At 57.2% G+C, this 17,045-nt stretch carries 15 protein-coding genes; 5 read left to right on the plus strand and 10 right to left on the minus strand.

Annotation, left to right across the window (positions count from 1 at the left end; all coding sequences use genetic code 11):
* Position 1: 1 nt before the first annotated feature.
* The 3 genes from LQ249_RS21775 to LQ249_RS21785 form a co-directional block, all read right to left on the minus strand.
* Positions 2-2,551, minus strand: coding sequence for a fimbria/pilus outer membrane usher protein (locus tag LQ249_RS21775; RefSeq protein WP_232565901.1), 2,550 nt, complete (start codon positions 2,549-2,551; stop codon positions 2-4).
* A 113-nt stretch (positions 2,552-2,664) separates the two neighbouring features.
* Positions 2,665-3,345, minus strand: coding sequence for a fimbrial biogenesis chaperone (locus LQ249_RS21780; RefSeq protein ID WP_057005953.1), 681 nt, complete (start codon positions 3,343-3,345; stop codon positions 2,665-2,667).
* A 94-nt stretch (positions 3,346-3,439) separates the two neighbouring features.
* On the minus strand, positions 3,440-3,961 hold the full coding sequence (locus LQ249_RS21785; RefSeq protein ID WP_017845895.1) for a fimbrial protein: 522 nt from the start codon (positions 3,959-3,961) through the stop codon (positions 3,440-3,442).
* A 462-nt stretch (positions 3,962-4,423) separates the two neighbouring features.
* On the opposite strand from LQ249_RS21785, the gene arsA reads away from it, so the two are divergent.
* Positions 4,424-6,184 (plus strand): arsenical pump-driving ATPase, encoded by a 1,761-nt coding sequence (arsA, locus tag LQ249_RS21790; protein WP_079444407.1) that lies wholly within the window; start codon positions 4,424-4,426, stop codon positions 6,182-6,184.
* Between the two features lie 147 nt (positions 6,185-6,331).
* On the opposite strand, the gene LQ249_RS21795 is transcribed toward arsA, so the two are convergent.
* The gene (locus LQ249_RS21795; RefSeq protein WP_046382602.1) at positions 6,332-6,607 is read right to left on the minus strand and encodes a hypothetical protein; all 276 of its coding nucleotides are present in this window, start codon (positions 6,605-6,607) and stop codon (positions 6,332-6,334) included.
* Between the two features lie 299 nt (positions 6,608-6,906).
* On the opposite strand from LQ249_RS21795, the gene LQ249_RS21800 reads away from it, so the two are divergent.
* Positions 6,907-7,137 carry a hypothetical protein gene (locus LQ249_RS21800; protein ID WP_017845892.1) on the plus strand — a complete coding sequence of 77 codons (231 nt, stop codon included), beginning with the start codon at positions 6,907-6,909 and terminating at the stop codon, positions 7,135-7,137.
* Between the two features lie 221 nt (positions 7,138-7,358).
* Here LQ249_RS21800 and LQ249_RS21805 read toward each other — a convergent pair whose 3' ends face one another.
* The 3 genes from LQ249_RS21805 to LQ249_RS21815 form a co-directional block, all read right to left on the minus strand.
* Entirely contained in the window at positions 7,359-8,372 is a 1,014-nt protein-coding gene (locus LQ249_RS21805) for an isocitrate dehydrogenase (protein ID WP_079444408.1), read from the minus strand.
* A 548-nt stretch (positions 8,373-8,920) separates the two neighbouring features.
* Positions 8,921-10,165, minus strand: a complete 1,245-nt coding sequence (locus tag LQ249_RS21810) for a malic enzyme-like NAD(P)-binding protein (protein WP_046382600.1) — start codon at positions 10,163-10,165, stop codon at positions 8,921-8,923.
* Between the two features lie 485 nt (positions 10,166-10,650).
* Positions 10,651-10,881 (minus strand): hypothetical protein, encoded by a 231-nt coding sequence (locus LQ249_RS21815; protein WP_017845889.1) that lies wholly within the window; start codon positions 10,879-10,881, stop codon positions 10,651-10,653.
* A gap of 141 nt (positions 10,882-11,022) precedes the next feature.
* Between LQ249_RS21815 and LQ249_RS21820 the strand changes: the two genes are divergently transcribed.
* Positions 11,023-12,684, plus strand: coding sequence for a SulP family inorganic anion transporter (locus tag LQ249_RS21820; RefSeq protein WP_026139891.1), 1,662 nt, complete (start codon positions 11,023-11,025; stop codon positions 12,682-12,684).
* A gap of 60 nt (positions 12,685-12,744) precedes the next feature.
* Here the strand turns inward: LQ249_RS21820 and LQ249_RS21825 are convergent, their stop codons facing one another.
* From LQ249_RS21825 to LQ249_RS21835, 3 genes are all read right to left on the minus strand, one after another.
* Complete coding sequence (locus tag LQ249_RS21825) at positions 12,745-12,930, minus strand: ribbon-helix-helix protein, CopG family (protein ID WP_017845887.1); 186 nt, start codon at positions 12,928-12,930, stop codon at positions 12,745-12,747.
* Between the two features lie 131 nt (positions 12,931-13,061).
* Positions 13,062-13,229, minus strand: a complete 168-nt coding sequence (locus LQ249_RS21830; protein WP_158243621.1) for a hypothetical protein — start codon at positions 13,227-13,229, stop codon at positions 13,062-13,064.
* 295 nt (positions 13,230-13,524) lie between these two features.
* Complete coding sequence (locus LQ249_RS21835; RefSeq protein WP_128192368.1) at positions 13,525-14,910, minus strand: aminotransferase-like domain-containing protein; 1,386 nt, start codon at positions 14,908-14,910, stop codon at positions 13,525-13,527.
* A 521-nt stretch (positions 14,911-15,431) separates the two neighbouring features.
* Between LQ249_RS21835 and LQ249_RS21840 the strand changes: the two genes are divergently transcribed.
* Both LQ249_RS21840 and LQ249_RS21845 read left to right on the plus strand, forming a co-directional pair.
* On the plus strand, positions 15,432-16,217 hold the full coding sequence (locus LQ249_RS21840) for a sulfite exporter TauE/SafE family protein (RefSeq protein ID WP_017845884.1): 786 nt from the start codon (positions 15,432-15,434) through the stop codon (positions 16,215-16,217).
* A 22-nt stretch (positions 16,218-16,239) separates the two neighbouring features.
* On the plus strand, positions 16,240-16,992 hold the full coding sequence (locus LQ249_RS21845) for an SDR family NAD(P)-dependent oxidoreductase (protein ID WP_017845883.1): 753 nt from the start codon (positions 16,240-16,242) through the stop codon (positions 16,990-16,992).
* The last annotated feature ends 53 nt before the right edge of the window (positions 16,993-17,045 follow it).

A 17,045-nucleotide genomic window follows, 5' to 3' on the forward strand; every position in this document is an offset into this window, starting at 1 on the left:
ATTAATTGCATGACACCGATAACGTCCTGATGATTGAAAACGGCTGCGACCCTTCAATGGATATCGGTAAAACAAAAGCTGCCGTGCATTGTTGGTCCGCTTGCTCGCCCCACTGAACCTTCACTTCACCCTGTTCCGGCATGCCGCTTAGATAAACCTCCCCTTCCAGGCCGACAATGCCGCTGCTGGCAAACGTCGTCGACTCTTGCACCAGCGTTGCGCTGGCGCCGAACGTGACGGGTTTTCCCTGATATGTGAGGGCCATCAGTACCCGGCTGCCGACGCGGGTCTGGAAATCCGCGAGCACCAAGGCGCCACGGGTCGGGATGACCGATTGGGTATTGGCCTCGATGTCGATGTCATCGGCCAGTGTTTCGGTGCTCAACGCAATGCGGTTGCGACGATAGGTGCTGACATGAGGAACCAGCGCATAACCGCGCCAATCGGTATTGACCCCGGTGTTGTTTTGCACTTTGACCCCGGCAGCACCAGGCGCCCGCACCAGTGCCATGGTTTCGCCCTGGGGTTGGGAGAAGGTGATGCCGAACGGGTGCGCAACGACGCCACCCTGCGCGCCATAGTTGAGTTGTCGGGAGTGTCGCTCGTAGTTGTAACCGAGCTTGGTTTCCGCGTAAGCGCCTTTATACGTCGCGTGAGCATTGCCGCTGTTGCCTTGCCCTGGGCTGGCATAACCCTGGCTGACGCTGTAGATCAGATTATCGTCCGGCAGCGTCGCGCCACTGAGCCCCAGTTCGTGGGCGGTCTTTCCCTGTGCATCGGTATTCAGGTTGTAATTCACCCAGCTATTACGCAGAGCACTCCCCAACGGCAACTGGATATTGAATGCCAGTTGCTGGTCATTGCGCTTGCGCCCGTTATACGCGGGGGTCTGCGTGTAGGCATAACTCAAACCGTAGGTCACGCCGCCCCGGCTCAGGTTATAACCGGCACTCAGGCTCCGTTCGTAACCGGTTTGTCGCCAGAAGTCCTGCTGATAACCATTGATATAAAAGTTGCCGTATTCGCCCAGGGACTGATTGATATTGAGTTGCGCACGGCTGCGCCGGTTATACAGGCGTCGCCAGTCATTGAAGTTGCCGGGGTCGATCTCATTGGCTTCCTGGAAATCGTAATAACCGCTGGTGGAATAACGGTAACCGGCCAGGGTGAACGTGGTGTTGGTGGCCGCGATATCCTTCGCATATTGAAAGCGCACCGACTGACCATCGTGCCGGGAACCCTGGCGCAACTCGGTGCGGGCCTGGCTCACATCCATGGAAAGCGAGCCCCATTCGCCAAACCCGTGGCCGACACCCAAGGACGTCGCCGAATACTTCGCCGAGGCAAGGACACCCGCGTATACGGTGGTGTCGCCGGGCAACCCGTAAATCAGCGTACCCTGGGCAAATGCGGGGGTGCTGCTCTTGCTCGCCGTCGAACGGTATTCGCCCGCGACCAGCGAATACTTGAAGCGCCCTTCCCGGACCATCACCGGCACCGCCGAAAAAGGCTGAATCGAGCTGCGCACGCTGCCATCAGCCTCGGTGATGGTGACTTCCATATCGCCGCTGGAAGACGTGGGGTACAAATCCGTGATTTCGAATGCGCCAGCGGGCACATAAGTCTGATAGATGATGTAACCGTTCTGGCGCACCGTCACCTGGGCGTTGCTGCGAGCGATGCCTCTCACCACCGGGGCGAACCCACGCAGGCTGTCGGGGTACATGTTGTCGTCCGAGGCCAATTGAATGCCCTGATACTGCACGCTGTTGAACAACTCCCCCGGCGTGAAGCTGTCCCCCACGACCAACTGGCTCTTCAACGAATGCACATCACGCTGAAGGTACGTATTGAGGCTGGCCCATTGGGCTCGGCTGTCACCTTGGGTGTAAGTCGAGTAGTTACGTAGCCGCCAGGCGCCCAGGTTCAACCCGCTGCGCAGGTTCAGGTAGTAATTGTCATCGCTGCCGGAACGCCCTTCGCGCCGGGTGTTCGCACCGCTGAAACTGTAATTGAGCAGCGCGGCCGGCAGGCCTTGGTCCCACTGTTCAGGATCAATCTGCCCGCGTGCTTCACGGGTGAGCGCCGCTTGGGGAATGCTGATGTCCAGACGGCGCTGATGAAAGTTGAACACGCTGCCCGCATCTGGAATGTATGCCTGCAGGTTGCTGATGGGGGTTTCCTGGGGCAGTTCGCGCAACGCAGGAAACGCCTGCAACTTGACGCCCATCTCCTGTAATTGTCGTGGGGTAAGTTCAGGTTGCAACAGACCGTCCAGCGCAACGAAGTTAATATCACGACTGGCTATTCGTCGGTCGTTCAAGTAGAGGTCCACTGAATAACTTCCAGGCAACTGCCCGCCCTGATTGGAGAATGCGTCGAGGTCGACCCACGTTTGTTCTGCATTGTCGATCTCCAAGGCACTGGCATTGAAATACTCGCGCGCCAGCGCATTGGACGCACACAGCGTAATGCCTATCATGCATTTGAGTGCATGCGCGGCCAGCACCTTTAGTTTCAGGCGTAGCATTCCATTATTTATAGCGTTCATATAAGAAGCCCCGCAATCCGGGCAACACAGTGCCCGCCACCCCAACACCAAAGGGCGGTTGATCCAACGCATTAACGAAACAGGTAGCCGTTAAAACTAACAGCCCTTATGAATTAGAGTGGCGCACTGGCCTGCGGCGTAATACCGCCATAATCATTGATGGCTTGCCAACTGACGGCTCCACTTGCACCTTCCGGCATCGGCCAGGCCAATGTACTTTTGGGAGCAACCATACCGGCATCGTTAATAACCTGGTCACCCACGCTCACGCGAAAAAAAGACACGTGATACGCCGTAGGGTTGTTGACCTGCAACGCTTTACCTACCCGCGTAAAGACCAGTGCCTTATAAGCATTCAGCGACTCTCCTGGCATTCCCGGCGGGCGATAGAAGAGTTTTATCCGACTCTTCACAGAAATCAGCAGTTGGTTTTCTTCGGTTTTTTCCGAGGCGGGAATCGACTTGATATTCACCCAGAACACCGACTCTCTGTCCTGCGGAAAATCCCCTCCGGTGCGAATGATGCGCAGCACATTCTCCTGCTCGGCATCCAGCCGAAACAGCGGCGGCGTCATGATAAACGGCGCCTTGCCAAGTGCAGTCTGCGCCCCGTCATCGACCCATGACTGAATCAGATACGGCTTGGTCTTCTCGGTGTTTTTCACCGAAATCGAGGCTTCTTTCCTTGAGCCGTCGTACACCACCCGCGTGCCCCCCACCACCACACCCGCAATAGCTGTATGCACCGTACCGACCAGCAGGCCGGCGGTTAACATGTATTTCAGCCACCCCATCGACGTATCTCCTACCGACGCTTTGCTCAAGCCTGCACGTGAGCAAACCCACTTGTTGAGAAGGCCGAGCAGCGTGCCCGGCCTGTCTTAGTGATCAGTTATAAATAACTGTGAAATCACTGACGGCGTTGCCGGAACCGGCCACCACTGGAGCGGTTGCCACATATTTGGCGAAGAAGTTGAAGGTGGTGTCGGCTACCGGAGAAAGAGGCTTGCTGACGGACGGGGAGCCCACGGGAATCAACGTAGCGGCATCCCCCTCATACACACCGATCGCCACACCCTCGGCGGTTCCAGCCCCACTCGTCAGGGCAATCAAACTGCTGTTATTCCCGTCGGTCGGGCCATCAAACTTTACGACCGCGCTGGTGGCCGTGGCCGGGCAGTTAGTCAGGACGATATCGAACCGGGTCGGGGCCGCGGTATCGCCGACATTGGCCAATGCCGTTGAACTGACCGTCCCCATTGTCACCGTCTGATTGGCAGTACCGGGTGTAACAGTACACGCGGCATCGGTGATCGTACCGGTGAAGTTAATAGTGCCGTCCGCCGCATGGCTGAGCGCCGAAAATGCAGAGCACGCCAACAATGTGCATACGATTAATTTTTTATTCACACGACTATTCCTTATCACGTCAAGTTATGCAGGCATTCAACTAACTACTGGGGAGCAAGTCTCAATGCCAACCTTTTTCTAGAGCAAACAACTCCACAGGCGGATGACTGTCAGCCAGCTCGTCTTTGCTTTTCAGATTTGCCCTCTTGTTGTGAGAGAGCGGCGTCGATGATCAAGGCTTTTTAAAGAAATACCTACGTCGAAAAATCGGTGTGTGCTGTGGGGCTTTTCTCTGTTTTCCAATTATTTGAATTGCAGCACGCTCGACGATGTGATCCGCAGGGCAAAAACCAGCCAAACAGGCTGTTCACTTGGGCTGTGGATTACCGCCCTCTTCCGACAGAACACTCCTCTATCAGGACGGTAAAAATTACCGTTTGATTGATATGACCCCATTGGCGATTCTGAACATCGGTCTAAACTGCAAAACCCAGTCATGCTCCGCAAGGGAGTCAGCGTGTCATGCAGCCCACCCTCAAATTGCTCGATCAACCCACCCGATATATGTTCTTCACCGGCAAGGGCGGTGTCGGCAAAACGTCGGTCTCAACCGCGGTATCACTCGCCCTGGCCGAGGCAGGCAAGAAGGTACTGCTGGTCAGCACGGACGCCGCCTCGAACCTTGACGAGATGCTCGGCGTCGAGCTGAGCAATCAGCCTGTCGCGGTGCCGCACGTGCCTGGAATGTTCGTGCTCAATATCGACCCAGGGACCGCAGCAATTGACTATCGGGCCCGGGTGATCGAGCAAATGGGCGACCAGGCCCGCGATGAAGACATCGCCTTGGTGCGTGAGCAACTCTCCGGGGCATGCACGACCGAAATCGCAACCTTCGATGAGTTCTCCCACCTGCTGTCGCAGGGCAGCGCGGCGTATGACCACATCGTGTTCGATACCGCGCCCACGGGGCACACGCTCAGATTGTTGAGCCTGCCAAAAGCGTGGAGCGGTTTTCTAAAAGGCAACGATCGTGGCGCATCATGCCTGGGGCCGCATTCGGGCTTGAAAATGCAGGAGCAGTTGTTCAATCAGGCATTAGTGGCGCTCAATGATCCAGCCCTGACTACCGTTGTTCTGGTGACGCGCCCTGATAAAGGCGCGCTCAGCGAGGCTGCACGCTCCAGCGACGAACTCCGTGAACTGGGCTTGAACCACCAGCGCCTGGTGGTCAATGCTGTATTTAAACGCAGCGACTTGAATGACCCGATCGCCGCCGCGATCGAAGCTATGGGCCAGCAGGCGCTCGACGAGATGCCCGCGTCACTGCGTCAGCTTTCAGCCGACTACATCCCACTCAAGGCCGTGGATTCGGTTGGCTTGCCCGCGCTTCGCGCACTGCTGACACCCGAGCTTGCTGTCCCAGCCAGCATTGCAAACCCAGTACCGTCGCGCCTGGAATATCACGCACTCGCGGAATTGATCGCCGAGTTAGCCCACGACCAGCGCGGCCTGATCATGGTCATGGGCAAAGGCGGCGTGGGCAAAACCACCATTGCCGCCGCCATCGCCCTGGGACTGGTACAGCATGGCAAGTCCGTACACCTGAGTACGACAGATCCTGCGGCGCATCTGGCGGTAACCCTCAATGCCGACGTGCAGGGACTCAGCGTCGGCCGCATCGACCCTAAGGTCGAGACCCAAAAGTACGTGGACAAGATCGTCGCCTCCCGCGCGCCAAGCCTGACGGAAGACGAAACCGCCTTGCTCATCGAGGATCTGCAATCTCCATGTACCGAAGAGGTCGCGGTGTTCCACGCATTCTCCCGTGTGGTTGCGCAAGCCAGAAGTGCATTCGTGGTACTCGACACAGCCCCCACAGGTCACTCCCTGCTCCTGATGGACGCCACAGGCGCCTATCACCGCCAGATGGTTCGCGAATTCAAAGGCAAAGCCTCGGACCACATCGTGACGCCGTTGATGCGCCTGCAAGATGCGGACTACACCAAGATCATCCTCGTCACGCTGCCCGAAGCCACCCCGGTGTCGCAGGCGGCGGCGCTGCAGGATGACTTGCGCAGGGCCGACATCGAACCGTTTGCCTGGGTGGTCAATAAGTCGTTGCTGGCCACCGATACGACAGACCCGCTGCTACGAGCGCGCCTGGATAGCGAGCGCAAACAAATGGCGAGAGTGGCCGAAGAAACCAACCATGCTGTCATCGTAGTGCCGTGGACAGTGGAGCCGCCGGTTGGCGTCGCCGGGTTGAAGCGCTTGCTGGATTGAAGTGTCGCTCGGCTTGCTCACACCGTGCGCCTGGATGACTGGAACGACACCAGCAAAAAAGCCTGCATGGCTGCAGGCTTTTCTCTATCTGGCACGACCTGGCTGCGCTCAGCCAAGCGTACTGTCGATCAGAGCCGTGACTGCCTATCAGTCTTCAGACCCTGCTCTCAGCACCGAGACAAAGCGTTCCAATGAAGGATCTTGCTCAGCGTGCCGCTTAATCCGGCCGATGAACATCCACTCATATTCCGCCCAAAAAACCCGAGCAGTCTTGGGGGCTTTGCAGTCGAATACAACTTGATGGATCCCTGTTTCTCGCTGCCGAACGACGACACATTGCTCAAGGCCAACCAACAGTCGTTGCCCTGGCTCCAGGGGCGGAGCATTCAGCGCAAGGCGTTTCTCAATTGCTGTTTTGCGCATGATGACTGTCGTCCTTAAAATTCAGAAACCTTATGCATTGAATCAAAAGCAAAGCCAGCCGCATGGCGGTGTGCCTTGAACGCCAGGGCATCGCGCGGACCCGCGTGGCTCAGGCGCTTCGACAGCTCTGCACACGACTATCCTCCACTGGATCATATGTGCATAATATTATCATGCAGTGATAATAGAAAGGCAATCGACGTCGCCCTGGCCTCAGGCCCGGACGAGGTCTTTTGATTGATTGCCAGGAGGCAGAGACATGCATGAAAGCAGCACTACGTGAGCGCTTGGAGACCCGTATGAAACGTGAAGACGTAAAAACCAAATACGCTGAAGGCATTCAGTTTGATACCCATTTGATTGCCAACCCGGCCAACACCCAGGAGTGGATCGTCTTCTTTAAAAAGGATGCCGGAAGAAGCTTCTTCCTAGTCAATGACAACGAAGAAATCGAACCTTTTCGGTACCTTGATGATTTGATTCATGAGCTGCGCGAAATCGGTATCAAGGTAGCTGAAATTCATTTCTGAATTGTTTCCTTGGCACCTCGCGCATCTACAAGTGCGATCGCAGCAAATAATGATATTGGATTAACGTCTATTAACGCCAACGTTACGGCAACAAAAGACTGCTGGAGGACTCGAGTATCGGAAGGTTTTCCAGCCAGCGGCCCTACGGGCAGGTCCGCGTGGAGCACACGTAGAAAGTCGCCAGCTCGCAGTGAGCTGGCGCGCGTTTCCTGACGCTCTACTCAGGCACGCAAGTAGGCCACCAAGGCATCGGCGAAGGACTCAGTGGTACCGGCCCCGCCCATATCGGGTGTCACTTGGTCACGGGAGTTTTCCAGAACAACGCGGATAGCAGTACGAATGCGCGTGCCCTTGTCCACCATGCCCAGGTAATCAAGCATGTCTGCGGCGGCCAATAACAATGCACACGGGTTCGCGATGTTCTTGCCGGCGATGTCCGGTGCCGAACCGTGGACCGCTTCGAAGATGGCTGCATCGGCACCGATGTTGGACCCCGGCGCCAAGCCCAACCCACCGACCAGGCCTGCGCACAGGTCTGAAAGGATGTCGCCAAACAGGTTGGTGGTGACGATGACATCGAATTGATGGGGATTCATCACCAACTGCATACAGGCATTGTCGACGATCATCTCGTGGAATTCGATTTCCGGATAATCCTCGGCAACCTCACGCGCCACGTCAAGGAACAGCCCGGAGCACGACTTGATGATGTTGGCCTTGTGTACCGCGGTCACTTTTTTGCGGCCTTTGCTACGAGCCAGCTCGAACGCGTAGCGCACGATGCGTTCGGAGGCTGTGCGTGTTACGCGAATGCTTGCCAGAGCGACTTCGCCGTCTTCCGAAATACTTTGCCCTTCTGGCAGGTACGCCCCTTCGGTATTTTCACGCACCGTGATGATATCGATACCCTCGAAGCGCGAACGAGTGCCGGGGAAACTGATCGCCGGTCGGACGTTGGCGTAGAGATCGAAGTGGCGGCGAAGGTGGACGTTGATCGAGGAGAAGCCGCGGCCAATCGGCGTGGTCAGAGGGCCTTTGAGTGCGACGCCGTGTTTGGCGATCGTATCGATGGACGCGGGCGGCATCAGCTGCCCATGCTGCTGCAAGGCCTCCAAGCCGGCCTCAACGAAGTCGTACTGAAGATTGCAGTCAAGGGCATCGAGTACGCGTAGCGTCGCTTGCATGATCTCAGGGCCGATGCCGTCACCCTTGATGATTGCGATGGTTTTGCTCATGGTCTCTTCCTTAACAGCGCTGTGTCAGCCTGCTGTATTGATGGGGTCACTGAGACTGGTGTCACGAGTCTGCTGATAGGCATTGACTGTCTGACGGCTTTCACCGCGGCAGAGTGCTATGTTTCATCCTCCGCGCCGTGACCGCGCAGGTCATTGCGGATCAATTGACGAGCGACCTGAACGGGTGTCAGCTCTCGCTATGGATGCGGCGGTTACAGGTGAGCGCCCGGATCAAGCGTGCAGTCATTTGCTCCATCGATGACGCGCATAACATTAACATACAATGCTAATTCCACGTGGTAGAAAGCAGCGTTTTCCGGATGATACCAAGGTCTTAGAACGCCTGTGCGTGACAGGGTGAGATCGCTTTTAGGCAGGCATAAAAGGAAGACGGGTTGTGGCTCGGATCATTCAAGAACGGATGATCTTGCAAATGGCGGGCTGTCGATGTTCAGGAGCTGCGGCGGCCGGATGTCCGCCGAGTGCGACAGCTGCCAACCGTGCAAAAGGTCGTGCAACTGCCGCACATCAGCCTGATTGACCTCCGCTTACAGCGGGTAGTGCGCCGGGTAATGCAGCTTCGCAACACCGGTGTCGATAGCGGCCTTGGCCACTGCGCCGGCGATTGCACCGAGCAGGCGAGCATCGAGCGCCTTGGGGAGAATGTAATCGCGCCCAAACTCAAGCTTGTCGACGTTGAACGCTCGCAGCACTTCCACAGGGGTTGGCTCTTTGGCCAATTGGCGCAGTGCTTCCACTGCCGCAATTTTCATCGCTTCGTTGATCCGGGTTGCCCGAACATCCAGGGTTCCGCGGAAGATGAACGGAAAGCCCAGAACGTTATTGACCTGGTTCGGGTAGTCGGAGCGACCGGTCGCCATGATCAAGTCATCACGCGTGGCCATGGCCAACTCGTAGCTGATTTCAGGATCGGGGTTCGAGCAGGCAAACACGATCGGCTTGGGAGCCATCGCCGCCAACGCTTCAGCCGGAAGCAGATTGGCGCCAGACAACCCCACGAACACATCGGCACCGTTCATGGCTTCCATCAACGTGCGCGGGCCACCGTCGTTAACGAATTGTGCTTTGTATTGGTTGAGGTCTTTGCGCGCCGAGTGGATGACACCGGTACGATCGACCATGTACAGATTGCTTTTTTGCGCGCCAAGGCTGAGCAGCAGGCGCATGCACGCCGTGGCTGCGGCACCGGCGCCGAGGCAGACGATTCTCGCGTTCTCCAGCGTTTTGCCCTGAATCTCCAGCGCATTGAGCATGCCGGCCGCGGTGACGATGGCGGTGCCGTGCTGGTCGTCATGGAAGACCGGGATGTTGCACTGTTCGATCAGTGCGTCCTCGATTTCAAAGCACTCAGGGGCTTTGATGTCTTCCAGATTGATCCCACCAAAGGTGTCGGCGATACGCACGACGGTGTCGATAAAAGCCTGGGAACTCTCGGCATTGACTTCGATATCGATCGAGTCGATACCGGCAAAACGCTTGAACAGCAACGCTTTGCCTTCCATGACCGGCTTACTGGCCAAGGGGCCCAGATCGCCGAGGCCCAAAATGGCCGTACCGTTTGTGATCACGGCCACCAGATTGCCTTTTCCGGTAAAGCGATAGACGTTCTCCGGGTCCTTCGCGATTTCGCGAACGGGCTCGGCTACGCCAGGGCTGTACGCCAGTGCGAGTTGGGCGGCGGTATCGGCAGGCTTGGTCAGCGCAATGCCGATTTTTCCTGGGGTCGGGAATTCATGGTAATCCAGTGCAGCCTTCTTGAAGTCGGTAGTCATGCGAGCCCCTAATTAGACGTTGATTACAATATTATGTTAACACTATTATAATACAAGGCAACGAGGTCCTGAGCCACAGACCAGGATCGAGTTGCCGGCTTGAATGCTGCTGACGAAGGGGTTTGTCAGCCAGCAGACCAACGCTATTGGCCCTAAGACTTCAGGGCGGGCCTGTATTTTTTGGCCAATAGAGCCCTCCTATGCTTGAACCCGTTTAGGCCACCTTGCGTGGCCTTTTTTTTGCGCGCTCGAGAGCCCGGCGCGCTACGCACCAAGCACGACACACTAGGACTCGGGGTTTGCTTATCGCGTCTTGGAGCCGCCCTACGCACTTCGACAATCGCGTAAGGGCGTCGACGCGGCTCATGGGGCCGGATCAGCGTTGATCCGTGTCAGGCGATCGCGGAAAAGGATGGGGGGCGTCGATTCTTTCTTTAACAGAACTCAATCTTTACTGACCTGCTCAACCTTTCTGAGGGTGGCTGTCAGAAATGTACTTCGGCAGATTTGATACCCAGCTCGCGAAGCTCATGGATCAGATCATCGAGGCGTCCAAATGACTCCACTTCCTCGTTGTCATTGACCAGAAAATAGCTTCTCCCGGCATCCTTTTTGAAAAGAATGATCCACTCGTGCGTGTTGGCCGGGTTGGCTATCACATGCGTGTCGAAGTGCATGCCTTCCCCGTGTTTGGTTTTGACATCTTCGCGTTTCATGCGCGGTCTCCGAGCATAGGGCTCAGCTCTCTGAGCACTGAATCTAGAGCGTCGCCGGTGTTGTACCGAGGCTAGGCCAATTGCTTTGCTATTATCATAACGTGTGAATAGTATGCACATGCCACCAGAACGAGGCTAGTCATGATTGCGATACGAGAAGCTTGGAAAGCGGGCTTGTTAGGGCGCGAGCATTGGCTTGGAAATATCGTCTCAGGGATCATCGTCGGCGTCGTGGCGCTGCCCTTGGCCATGGCATTTGCCATCGCCTCCGGCGTCAAGCCGGAACAGGGGATCTACACGGCCATTGTGGGTGGTTTGCTGGTTTCGCTGTTCGGCGGAAGCCGGCTGCAGATTGCGGGCCCCACAGGCGCATTCATCGTCATTCTGGCCAGCGTGACAGCCAAGTACGGCGTTGATGGCTTGCAGGTCGCGACAATGATGGCCGGGGCAATTTTGTTGCTGCTCGGCATCACCAAACTTGGCGCACTTATCAAGTTCATCCCTGACCCGGTGATTGTGGGATTCACCGCCGGCATCGGGGTGATCATTTGGGTCGGGCAATGGAAAGACTTTCTGGGCTTGCCGAAAATCAGTGGCGAGCACTTCCACCAGCGGCTGTGGCACCTCATCCAGGCATTCCCCAACCTTCATGTACCCACGACACTGTTGGCCCTGCTGAGCCTGGCACTGGTGATCCTCGCGCCTAAACTGCCGGGTTTAAAGCGTGTTCCCGGCCCGCTGATCGCGATGGTCGTGGTGACGGCGTTGCATGCCTATTTTCAGTTCGACGGCGTGGCCACGATCGGCAGTGCATTTGGGGGCATTCCTCAAGGCCTTCCCCAAATCGGCCTTCCAGCAATAACGCTGCCCCAGGTCATTGAGTTGATTGGCCCTGCGTTTGCAATCGCGATGCTTGGGGCTATCGAGTCACTGTTGTCGGCGATTGTCGCCGACGGGATGGCCGGCACCAAACATGACTCCAATCAGGAGTTGATCGGACAAGGCATTGCCAACCTGGTCACCCCTCTGTTCGGTGGCTTCGCTGCGACAGGGGCGATCGCTCGAACGGCCACCAACATCCGCAATGGCGGCAATAGCCCAATCGCGGGCATTGCCCACTCCCTCACGTTGATTTTGCTGATCTTCTTTCTGGCGCCGCTGGCTTCGGATATCCCGCTTTGCGCATTGGCGGCGATCTTGTTCGTGGTCGCTTACAACATGAGCGAACTGAAGCACTTCAAACGCATGGTCAAACGCGCGCCCAAAGCCGACGTTGCCATCCTGCTAATCACCTTCGGCCTGACCGTATTCAGTGACCTGACGATCGCCGTGAACATTGGGGTGATTCTTGCCATGCTGCAATTCATGCGTCGCATGGCGTCCTCTGTCGAGGTACAGCTAATGGTCGAAGATGAGCTGGAGGCAGAGTTGCGTACAAATGGACATGCACATCTTCCTCCCGGTGTTTTGGTCTACACCATCGAGGGGCCTCTGTTCTTTGGCGCCGCAGAAACCTTTGAACGTGTTTTGGCGCAAACGCACACCGATCCCAGAACGTTGATTATTCGCCTGAAGCGCGTGCCGTTCATGGACATCACGGGGTTGCAAACGCTGCTCGAAGTCATTGAGCAACTGCACAAGCGCGGCATTGTCGTAAAGCTGTGTGAAGCCAATGAGAAAGTGCTTGGCAAACTCGACCGGGCCGGGATTCTTCAGGTGCTCGGTTCACAGCATTATCATGCCGACTTCAATGGCGCACTGGTCAGTCATACCCAGATCAACGAGAGTCAGGGCGAGACGTAGGAGACAGTGAATGACGCGCGATGAGCAGGCACTTGTCGTGCCCGCTCATACAGGGATGAATTACTTGGCATTGGCCGCAATTTTGCTTTTGGTCGCGTAGGACACGCCATGCGTCTCGAGGTAGTCCCGAATCAGCTGACGAACGACCTGAGAAGGTGTCAGGTCCTGAGACGCGCAAAGCTCCTCAAGGGCTTTTTTCTTGACGGGATCAATGAGCACAGTCAGTCGTGCAGTCTTGTTTTCCATGGAATTGCCTGTCGCCTAAATCGATCAATGATAATCAAATTATAATAGCAGGGCATTCATTTGTCACCGCTTAGGTTCGCCGCTGCACTGTTCGATCCGAAAGCCCGAGCACCTTCGAAAATACATGGTGGTCACGTAGCGGGGGCGATTACCAACTCCGACGGAAATCCTTTCTCCATCATCGAATGAAGCTCAAATGCGCTGGTGATCTTGAGTTTCGTGCCTTCACCAAACAGCAGCGGTAAAGGCCTGGCCGGATCGTATGCTGTTGCTTGTAGGGTTTTGCTCGCCGGAATCATGCCCTCCCTCCTCTGCCATATGGCTAAAAAATATCGCCAACGGCAAAGAAAGCCATCCGACGATGGGCAGCTAGATCACAAGAACCCTAAAAAACCGCGAGGCCGAATGGGTGACTGGCCGCGCAAGGTTTTGGGCGAGTCGCATCATGAAAGGACTAGGCTGACATCCGGTTTGCCAACTCTCGCGGCAGAGAAGGTGAGCCGGGGAACCTCGCACGAGCGGCGCTCAATCTTGAGAGCGCAAAAGACCTCAAGACAATCGCCTTCAGGCCTCCCACCGCCCTCCCCACAACAATCAATAAAACAACCGCGGCTCCGGCGCAGCCAGCAGGCTGACCAACTTGGTCAACGCAAACCCCAACTCCGCACGGCTAGGGCCCATCAGGGCGATGCGTACCCCACGGGTGCTGGCGCTGCGCTGGGCCAGGAACTGGCTGCCACTGACCACGATCACGCCGTTGGCGCGCGCGAGGTTGGCGAACTCGTCGCTGGTCCAGGGCTCGGGCAATTCGAGCCATACATGGAAGCTGTTGGGTTGGGTGCGAATGTCGTACGAGCCCAGTAGCTGCCGCGCCAGGCGCTGGCGCTCCGCAGCTTCCTCCTGTTGCACCCGCACCAATTGCGCCCCACGGCCACTGGTGATCAGGTTGCTGGCCAATTGAGCCATCAACGGCGACGGCATCCACACACTGCTGCGCACCATGGACGACAGCCGCGATAGGGTTTGCGGCGGCGCGTACAGGTAACCGATGCGCAGGGCCGGTAGCAAGCTCTTGGACAGGCTGGTCAGGTATACCGAGCGCTCCGGGGCATAGGCCGACAACGGCTTGTGCGCGGGGCGTGTCTCAAGAAAGCCGTAGATATCATCATCGATGATGTACAGATCAAACTCGCGGGCGATCTCGGCGATTTCCAGGCGACGCGATTCGGGCATGATCGAGTTGGTGGGGTTCTGGTGCGTGGCCACCGTCACCAGCAGCGTGGGCCGGTGCTCAATGCACGCAGCACGCAGCGCCGCCGGCACCAGGCCGTACTCATCGACCTGCACCCCGTGCAGGCGACGACCCAGACTGTGGGCCAGGGAGATGATCCCCGGATAGCAATATTCCTCACACAGAATCATATCGCCGACGCTGGACAGGCCGCCGATGGCCACCAGCAAGCCGTGTTGGGCACCGGCGGTCAACACGATCTGTTGGGCGTTGGCGTCCGGCAGGCAGCGCTGCACCCACAACGCGCCGGCCTCCTTATGCACGGAATGGCCGCCGTCGGTGACGTAATCCAGGATCGATCCCAACTCCGGCGCCTGCGCCAACTCCTCGATTGCTCCTCGCAGCCAGTCGCTCATGCCGGCGTCGCAGGGCTTGATGATCGACAGGTCTATCTGCCCGGTATCTACCTTGGAGGCAACGCCGAGTCTGGCCACCGGCGCCAAGACAGCGCGGGTCGGCAGCACGAATGTGCCCCGTCCCACTTCCCCGATCACCAGGCCGCGCTTGGCCGCCTCGTCGTAGGAGCGGCCTATGGTGCCCGGCGTCACTTTCAACGCCTCAGCCAGTTCCTTGAGGGTGGGCAGGCGCTCGCCCGCGGCCAAGTGCCCGGAAGCGATGTCACGCGCCAGTGCGTCGGCGATCATCAAGTAAACCGGCTGGCCATGGCCGCTGTATTCAGGAACCCACATAGGAACGACACCAGAAACAACTGAAGCGCGAAATCCTACCATGAAATTTTTCATAAGCGTAATCGCACAACAATCGACTCAATATTAGTCGATTCAAAACATTACACCGATCAAATACATGTCATTAATTTTCTACCGAAACACAAGACTTCAGCCGTCACCGCAAGGCAACGCGACCGAATTTTGCACGGAGCATCTGCGCCATAGCGGAGGGAAAGTGCAGTCCGGCAGCAGCTGCTGCAGATTTTATTTCCAATTAAAATCAATAAAATCATTAGGTTATGATCAGTCAAGCGAAACAATGTCAATTTAGGTATCAAAAACATATTGAGTCGATTTATTTCAAGGAATTAGAATGATTGCATCGATTCAATATTTTTTACCCATCCACATCAAAATATGGAACTTCACCTGAAATGGAAAGCGCAAACCTCAAGACCGCAGTCGACGCTGCCACAGCCGCGCCGACCACCTTTACGAAGTCCTTTCCTGATCGCCACATTGACTAAACAGGTACCACCATGGAATTACTCGGATCGTTCTGGGCCCAGCACTGGATACTGGCCATCATGCTGCTGGGCACAATCGCTTTTGTCGCCGGCTTCGTAGACAGCATTGCCGGAGGGGGCGGGCTGTTCCTAGTGCCTGGTTTCCTGCTGGTGGGGCTGCCGCCGCAGGTAGCGCTGGGCCAGGAAAAGCTGGTCAGCACCCTAGGCACTCTGGCCGCCATCCGCAACTTCTTCGCCAACAGCAAGATGGTGTGGAAAGTGGCGCTGGTGGGCGTGCCGTTCGCGCTGCTGGGCGCTTACATGGGCGCCCACCTGATCGTGTCGATTTCCCCGGAAACCGTGGGCAAGATCATCCTGGCGCTTATCCCTCTTGGCATCTTGATCTTTCTCACGCCCAAGGACCGGCCGGTACAAGAGCACACACTCAGCAACCGCATGCTCTTCACCGTAGTGCCCCTGACCTGCTTGGTCATCGGTTTCTACGACGGCTTTTTCGGGCCGGGCACTGGCAGCATGTTCATCATCGCCTTCCACTACCTGCTGAAGATGGACCTGGTGTCCAGCTCGGCCAACTCGAAAAGCTTCAACTTCGCCTCCAACATTGGCGCGCTGGTCGCCTTCATTGTGGCCGGTAAGGTGGTGTACCTGCTGGCCCTGCCACTAGTGGCCTGCAACATCCTGGGCAACCACATAGGCAGCGCCCTGGCCATCCGTAAAGGCAACGATGTTGTGCGCAAGGTGCTGGTGCTTTCGATGCTTTGCCTGTTCGCCAGCCTTGGCGTGAAGTACCTGGCTTGATTCAACCCTCAAGGAGAACCTGATGAAAACTGCATTTGTGACCGGCGCTTCGGCTGGCTTCGGCAAGGCCATCTGCCGCGCATTGATCGCTGACAATTACCGCGTGATCGGCGGCGCCCGCCGCGCAGATAAATTGGCGGAACTGAAGCGCGAACTGGGCGAGCACTTCATTGCCCTGCCCCTGGACGTGACAGACGCCGCCTCGCTGGACGCGGCTTGCGAATCGATTCGCGACTCGTCGCTGCACATCGACCTGCTGGTGAACAACGCCGGCCTGGCACTGGGTATCGACCGCGCCCAGAGCGCCGATGCCAAGAACTGGGAACGCATGATCGCCACGAACGTCACCGGCCTGGCCATGGTCACCCACAAGCTGCTGCCGGCCATGGTGGAAGCTAACAACGGGCTGATCATCAACATCGGCTCCATTGCCGGCACGTATCCCTACCCGGGCGGCAACGTATATGGCGCCAGCAAGGCCTTCGTTAAACAGTTCAGCCTGAACCTGCGCGCAGACCTCGCAGGCACCAGGGTACGGGTCAGCAACATCGAGCCGGGGCTGTGCTCGGGCACGGAATTTTCACTGGTACGCCTGGCCGGTGACCAGGACGCGGTGAACGCGCTGTACCGCGACGTGGAGGCAATCCGCCCTGAGGATCTGGCCAACACAGTAGTGTGGATCGCAGGCCAGCCGCCGCACGTGAACATCAACTCGGTGGAAATCATGCCGGTAGCCCAGAGTTACGCCGCGCTGAACATCGCCCGCAACCTGTAGCCCGGGCATGCCGGTGGCTGGCACCAGGGCAGGGATTTATGCCGGGCCAAGCG

Source organism: Pseudomonas sp. 7-41 (assembly GCF_021233075.1).
Taxonomy (GTDB): Bacteria; Pseudomonadota; Gammaproteobacteria; order Pseudomonadales; family Pseudomonadaceae; genus Aquipseudomonas; species Aquipseudomonas veronii.

Bases quoted from the DNA above. Each gene is read 5' to 3' on its own strand.
- LQ249_RS21820 (WP_026139891.1), top strand. From the start codon at position 11,023: ATGATTGCGATACGAGAAGCTTGGAAAGCGGGCTTGTTAGGGCGCGAG.
- LQ249_RS21795 (WP_046382602.1), bottom strand. From the start codon at position 6,607: ATGCGCAAAACAGCAATTGAGAAACGCCTTGCGCTGAATGCTCCGCCC.
- arsA (WP_079444407.1), top strand. From the start codon at position 4,424: ATGCAGCCCACCCTCAAATTGCTCGATCAACCCACCCGATATATGTTC.
- LQ249_RS21845 (WP_017845883.1), top strand. From the start codon at position 16,240: ATGAAAACTGCATTTGTGACCGGCGCTTCGGCTGGCTTCGGCAAGGCC.
- LQ249_RS21800 (WP_017845892.1), top strand. From the start codon at position 6,907: ATGAAACGTGAAGACGTAAAAACCAAATACGCTGAAGGCATTCAGTTT.
- LQ249_RS21830 (WP_158243621.1), bottom strand. From the start codon at position 13,229: ATGATTCCGGCGAGCAAAACCCTACAAGCAACAGCATACGATCCGGCC.
- LQ249_RS21805 (WP_079444408.1), bottom strand. From the start codon at position 8,372: ATGAGCAAAACCATCGCAATCATCAAGGGTGACGGCATCGGCCCTGAG.
- LQ249_RS21840 (WP_017845884.1), top strand. From the start codon at position 15,432: ATGGAATTACTCGGATCGTTCTGGGCCCAGCACTGGATACTGGCCATC.
- LQ249_RS21835 (WP_128192368.1), bottom strand. From the start codon at position 14,910: ATGTGGGTTCCTGAATACAGCGGCCATGGCCAGCCGGTTTACTTGATG.
- LQ249_RS21825 (WP_017845887.1), bottom strand. From the start codon at position 12,930: ATGGAAAACAAGACTGCACGACTGACTGTGCTCATTGATCCCGTCAAG.
- LQ249_RS21810 (WP_046382600.1), bottom strand. From the start codon at position 10,165: ATGACTACCGACTTCAAGAAGGCTGCACTGGATTACCATGAATTCCCG.
- LQ249_RS21775 (WP_232565901.1), bottom strand. From the start codon at position 2,551: ATGAACGCTATAAATAATGGAATGCTACGCCTGAAACTAAAGGTGCTG.
- LQ249_RS21815 (WP_017845889.1), bottom strand. From the start codon at position 10,881: ATGAAACGCGAAGATGTCAAAACCAAACACGGGGAAGGCATGCACTTC.
- LQ249_RS21780 (WP_057005953.1), bottom strand. From the start codon at position 3,345: ATGGGGTGGCTGAAATACATGTTAACCGCCGGCCTGCTGGTCGGTACG.